This window comes from Thiohalocapsa sp. (assembly GCF_019695415.1).
Lineage (GTDB): Bacteria > Pseudomonadota > Gammaproteobacteria > Chromatiales > Chromatiaceae > Thiohalocapsa.
In genome coordinates, this window is the sequence record NZ_JAIFKJ010000303.1 from 1 (window position 1) to 5,917 (window position 5,917).

At 63.0% G+C, this 5,917-nt stretch carries 4 protein-coding genes and 1 tRNA gene; 4 read left to right on the plus strand and 1 reads right to left on the minus strand.

Annotation, left to right across the window (positions count from 1 at the left end; genetic code table 11):
- Positions 1-345 precede the first annotated feature (345 nt).
- The 3 genes from I6U14_RS08800 (at position 346) to I6U14_RS08810 (ending at position 3,614) form a co-directional block, all read left to right on the plus strand.
- The gene (locus I6U14_RS08800; protein WP_296898547.1) at positions 346-990 is read left to right on the plus strand and encodes a 50S ribosomal protein L25/general stress protein Ctc; all 645 of its coding nucleotides are present in this window, start codon (positions 346-348) and stop codon (positions 988-990) included.
- A 107-nt stretch (positions 991-1,097) separates the two neighbouring features.
- Complete coding sequence (gene pth, locus I6U14_RS08805; RefSeq protein ID WP_296898549.1) at positions 1,098-1,682, plus strand: aminoacyl-tRNA hydrolase; 585 nt, start codon at positions 1,098-1,100, stop codon at positions 1,680-1,682.
- A 411-nt stretch (positions 1,683-2,093) separates the two neighbouring features.
- A complete protein-coding gene (locus tag I6U14_RS08810; RefSeq protein ID WP_296898550.1) occupies positions 2,094-3,614 on the plus strand; it encodes an OmpP1/FadL family transporter in 1,521 nt (506 codons plus the stop codon).
- A gap of 153 nt (positions 3,615-3,767) precedes the next feature.
- On the opposite strand, the gene I6U14_RS08815 is transcribed toward I6U14_RS08810, so the two are convergent.
- Complete coding sequence (locus I6U14_RS08815) at positions 3,768-5,108, minus strand: UDP-glucose/GDP-mannose dehydrogenase family protein (RefSeq protein WP_296898552.1); 1,341 nt, start codon at positions 5,106-5,108, stop codon at positions 3,768-3,770.
- A gap of 533 nt (positions 5,109-5,641) precedes the next feature.
- Here I6U14_RS08815 and I6U14_RS08820 point away from each other — a divergent pair.
- Positions 5,642-5,726: transfer RNA gene (locus I6U14_RS08820), tRNA-Tyr, on the plus strand.
- Positions 5,727-5,917: the final 191 nt, after the last annotated feature.

Here is a 5,917-nt window from a genome sequence, read left to right on the forward strand (position 1 = left end):
GTTGTTCGTCGACTGAGGGCGCTGGGCGGCCGCTGCGGTCGCCGGTGTTACCGACGTGCATTGCGGCATCGGCGCCAGGGCGCCGATGCCGTCCGGCTAGAAGCCGATGATTTGCCGTCCTGGCCAACAATCGGACGGGGCCGGGCTTGTTCAGACACTGGGCGGTTTCCCGGCTGCTTCATGTTCAGCGACTTGCGTCGCCGAAAATGGCGGGGCGTCCTGCCCCGCACGGGCACCTCGAATTTTTCGAGGTGCCCTTAACACGGCCATTGCCTCGTGCGATGGCCCGGGGGTGCTGCTCACCTGGTCGCGGGGGGCGGCACCGGGTTTTCTTGGAGATTGCAAATGAGCGAAACCTTCGAAATCGCTGCCCAGCCGCGGACTGACGGGGGGAAGGGTGCGAGCCGCCGCCTGCGTCGCGAGGGTCTGGTGCCGGGCATCGTCTATGGTGGCCATCGGGAACCGCAAATGGTCTCGGTGCTGCATAGTGAGCTGTACCGCCAGCTCGACTACGAGGCCTTCTACTCCAGCCTGCTGGATTTGAAGCTCGAGGGCGAAACGACCAAGGTCGTGCTGAAGGACCTGCAGCGCCACCCGGCTAAGCCGTTCGTCATCCATGTGGACTTCCAGCGTGTCAGCGCCGATGAGAAGCTGCGCATGAGCGTGCCGGTTCACTTCGATAACGAAGAGACGGCCATCGGTGTGAAGCAGGGCGGCGTGGTGTCGCACAACTTGACGGAAGTGGAAATCACCTGCCTGCCGAAGGACTTGCCCGAATACATCGCGGTGGATATGGGCAAAATGGAGGTGGGTGACGTCATGTTGGTGTCCGACCTCAAGCTGCCCGAGGGGGTCGAGCTGACCCATGCCATGGATCCGGACACGCCGGTCGTCAGTATTCAAGCAGCTTATGCCGGCGGCGGCGAAGAAGAAGCCGCCGAAGAGGGCGACGAGGGCGCTGCGGAAGGCGGCGAGACGGCGAGCGAATAGCAGCCAGCCCGCGCTGCGCTCGACAGGGCCACCGCGCTCGCCTTGGTGGCCCTGCAGTCGCCCGCGGCTGAGCGGGCGAAGCCCGGTCTGTACTGGCGTCTTGGGTCATGTCCCATCCCGGCATTCGTCTCGTGATCGGGCTCGGTAACCCCGGGCCCGATTATGCACTGACCCGGCATAATGCCGGTTTTTGGCTCGTCGACCGGTTGGCCGAGCTGCACCATGGCGAGTTCCGGGCGGAGGCCAAGTTCCATGGCGTCATGGCCCGGGTCACGGTCGGCGGCGTCGACCTGCGGCTCCTCAAGCCCACGACATTCATGAATCACAGCGGACGGTCCGTGGTCGCCGTCTCACGCTATTTCGATATTCCGCCCGAGCAGATCCTCATCGCCTATGACGAGCTCGATCTGCCGCCCGGTCGCGCCAAGCTGAAGCTGGGTGGTGGTCATGCGGGGCATAACGGCATGCGCGACAGCATCAACGCGCTGGGCAGCCGCGACTTCTGGCGCCTGCGCATCGGCATCGGGCACCCCGGCGAGAAATCACGGGTGGTGGGCTATGTGCTCGGCCGGCCGTCCCAGGCGGACGCAGCAGCGATTCTAGACGTCGTGGACGATGCCGTCCGTATCCTGCCCGACCTGATCGAAGGTCGTTTCCAGCTCGCGATCAACCGTTTGCATTCCGCGCCGTGATGGCGCGCGCATCGGGCCATTTGGTGCGGACCTGCGCCGCCGGCCTGCGTCGTGTCGCAGCATGCACACTGAGCCGGCCCGGTGAACCTTGGCTGCGACGAAGGGCCCACAGCCGGCACTGTTGCTGATGCACAACAGTCTCGCGTCGCGGCTTTGCGCCCTTCGCCGCTCGGCCAGCGGCGCGCGAACCGTTGATCGAGTGTTGGCGAGGGTTGACTAGCAAGGATCAGCGTTGCGCCTACAGTGTCCCGTTGACAATCCGCAAGCTCGGGCTAGTATTGTATCGGAGCAACACTGTTGCGCTGAGCGCGCTCTGCCCTGTGGCCGGCGACGCGGGTCGGTGTGCCAGTGGCTTGAACGCAAAAATTCCGGTCGCTGGTGCCGGAGGACCAACCACTCAAGGGGGGACTTATGGAAACAACAGCGATGGTCAGACGGCCCCTGGTTGCCGCGCTGACATTGGCGCTTGCCCTGCCGGCGACGGCTTGGGCGACCAACGGCTACTTCGCCCACGGCTGGGGTACGAAGTCCAAGGCCATGGCGGGTGTCGCGACTGCGCTGCCGCAGGATACGCTCGTGAGTGCCACCAACCCGGCGGGCATGGCGTTTCTCGGTCGTCGCTTCGACATCGGCGTCGCCTTCTTCAATCCGTCGGACCGAGGCTACGAGGCCAACAGCGATTTTGCGACGCAGACGGTACCCGCAACGGCCGGTCCAGGCGGGCCAAATTTTGACGTGCAGTTCCCCACAGGCGGTTTTGTGACGCCGGGCAAGTTCGATAGCGACAGCGATTGGTTTTTGATCCCGAGCATCGGTTACAACCATCCGATCAACGACCGCTCGACCATTGGTATCAGTATCTACGGCAACGGCGGTATGAACACCGATTATCCCAATGCAGTGTGGGAGAACTTCGCACCGGCGCCCAACCAACGCGTAGTCGGCGGGCAACCGGTGTTCGAAACCGTTCCACCCTTTAGTCCAACGGGAAGGGTACTTATTCAAAACGGAGCACCAGTGCCGGTTACGCAGCCCATCCCAGGGAGCCAAAACGGCAACCCCAACGGTTTCCTGACGGCCACCGAGCCCACGGGTGTCAATCTGGAGCAGCTCTTCATCGAGGTGCCTTACACCATCAAGCTGGCCGACAACCAGGCCTTTGGCATTGCGCCCGTGTTTGCGGTGCAAAGCATGGAAGTCAAGGGCTTGGAGCCGTTCCGAGCGGCGTCGGTGAACCCGGATAAGGTCACCAACAACGATAAGGACTGGTCCTACGGCGTTGGCCTGCACTTCGGCTGGTACGGCGAAGTCACCGAGCAGTTGGCGCTGGGCTTGTCGTACCGGACGAAGATGTTTATGTCGGACTTCGACGACTACAGCGGCCTCTTCGCCGATGGCGGCTCTTTCGACATCCCGGCGATGTTCAATTTCGGCCTTGCCTACAAGGTGCGCCCGGAAGTGACGGTCGCGTTCGACTACCAGCACATCTTTTACAACGAGATTGATGCTATTTCGAACTCCAACGACCTTGACCTCACACCGTGTTTCGGAGCCTCGCCGAAGCCGTCTTACTGCCTCGGCGGCGATGCCGGTCTGGGCTTTGGCTGGGACAGCATGGACGTGTTCAAGCTGGGCGTTCGCTGGGATCAGAGCGAGAAATGGAAGTTCTTTGGCGGCGCGAGCTATAACACGGACTTCCTGAAAACCGACCGGCAGGCCCTGTTCAATGTGCTCGCTCCTGCGACAGTACGTTGGCACCTGACGCTCGGCGGCACCTATGTGCATAGCGACAAGGACGAGTTCAATTTGGCCTTCTCGTATATGCCGAAGGAGTCCGTGGATGGAACGAGTCCGGAGATCACCGGCGCGCAAACCGGCAGTCTCTACATGGAGCAGATGGACATCGAGATCAGCTGGAACCATCGCTTCTGATGCCCCGGCGCGCCGTTCGGTGACCCTCGGACGGCGCCGGCGCGCCCATCGGTCATTGCCACAAACAAACGCCGGCTGCGGGAAACGCGGCCGGCGTTTTTCGTTGTCGAGCCAGGCGCGACGCTGCCTGGCTCGCCGGAGGCTGTAGGACGCTCAGGCGTGGGGCTCCATCGGTCCACGCCCGATGGAAAAGTACGTGATACCCGCCGCTGTCACCTGCCCGTGGTCGAGGATGTTGCGCCCGTCGAAAATGACCGGACGCCGCAGGCGCGCCCGCAGCGCCGTGAAGTCCGGGCTGCGGAATTGCGTCCATTCCGTGACGATGGCCAAGGCGTCTGCGCCGTCCAGAGTGCTCATCGGGTCATCCACAAGGGTCAGATCGGCGCGCTCGCCGTAAATACGTCTGGTCTCTTCCATGGCCACCGGATCAAAGGCCTGGACCTTGGCCCCCGCGTCCCAAAGCTGCTCCATCAAGCGGCGGCTGGACGCTTCGCGCATGTCGTCTGTGTTGGGCTTGAAAGCGAGCCCCCAGAGGGCGATCACCTTGCCGTGCAGCGAGCCGTCGAAGTAGTCGGCGATCTTGCGGAACAGGATTTCTTTTTGGCGGAAGTTAACGGACTCCACCGCGTGCAACAGCTCGGCGGTGTAGCCGACGGCAGTGGCGGTGCGCTCTAGGGCGCGGACATCCTTCGGGAAGCAGGAGCCACCGTAACCGCAGCCTGGATAGATGAACTGATATCCGATGCGCGGGTCCGACCCGATGCCGACGCGGACCTGCTCGATGTCCGCGCCAACCGCCTCGGCGATATTGGACAGCTCGTTCATGAAGCTGATCTTGGTGGCGAGGATGGCATTCGCCGCATACTTGGTCAGCTCAGCGGAGCGCACGTCCATCACCATGAGTCGGTCGTGACTGCGATTGAAGGGGGCGTACAGCGCGCGCAACAGCTCACCCGTGCGGGGGTTGTCTGTGCCGACGACGATCCGGTCTGGACGCATGAAGTCCTCGATAGCTGCGCCCTCCTTCAGAAACTCGGGGTTGGATACAACGTCGAACTCCACGGTGACGCCACGCTCACGCTGCTTTTCGCGGATGCGCTCGGCGACTCGATCTGCAGTGCCGACAGGGACTGTGGATTTGTCTACGACGATCCGATAGGTATCCATGCATTCGCCGATGGTGGTCGCAACGCTCAACACGTGCTTGAGATCGGCCGAACCGTCCTCGTCCGGCGGCGTGCCGACGGCGATGAACTGGAACAGACCGTGAGCGACGCCCGCTGCCAGATCCGTGCTGAAGGCGAGTCTTCCCGCTGCGGCGTTGCGGCGAATCATGTCGTCGAGGCCCGGCTCGTAGATTGGCACGCCGCCCGCGTTGAGGCGTTCAATCTTTTGGGCGTCCACGTCGACGCAGAGTACGTTATTGCCGACTTCAGCCAGGCAGGCGCCCGTGACCAAGCCGACGTAGCCGCTGCCGAAAATGGTGACTTCCATAGGTTTAGCTGCACCTCGCGAGCCTTCACGTCCACCGCACAGTGTGAGCGTGGACGACGTGTCTGAAATAGTTGGATAAGGATAACATTCGCCGCGCCGATTCCTGCGCGTTTGAGACGCCTGCTTGCGCCTGCGGTGGCGCTGACTCCGTCTATCGCGGACCGTCGCGCGTTTCGAGGGGCGAGGTTCGAGGAAGAGAAAAGGCATCAGTAGGTTGTTCGCGCGACAAACCGAAAACCGGCGAGCGAAGGGCATAACTTGGGGAGCGTGCGACCGGTGGCGTGGCACAGTCGAGCTGGCCCGGCCGAGCTGGCCCAGTCGAGGACCCCTTGAGGTACCTCTCCCCCGCATTGGCAGGCGCACACAGCAGGCAAGCCTCGGGCGCGTCGGCTGCGGGTTTGTGTGAGCTGCTGTGCTGCTTCGTGCGAGCCCTCGGTGTGTCCGCTCGGTGCCCGCGTGGAACACTGTGCCCGCAGCTCGCGAGCTGTTGACCATCGCCGTACGAGAACTTATACTGCCGCGCTCGGTCGATTGGAGGGGTTCCCGAGCGGTCAAAGGGATCAGACTGTAAATCTGACGGCTCAGCCTTCGGAGGTTCGAATCCTCCCCCCTCCACCAAGCAACCCTTGCCTGCCGCCTTGCCTGCCGAGGACCGTTCCACGCCGATCCATCGGCGAGCGCACAACGCAGAAGGTAGGCGGAGGGTGCGGCGCGACCGGCGTCACCGCAGGATGGAGACTGCCACGACAGCCCTGCGGGTGTAGTTCAATGGTAGAACCTCAGCCTTCCAAGCTGATGGTGTGGGTTCG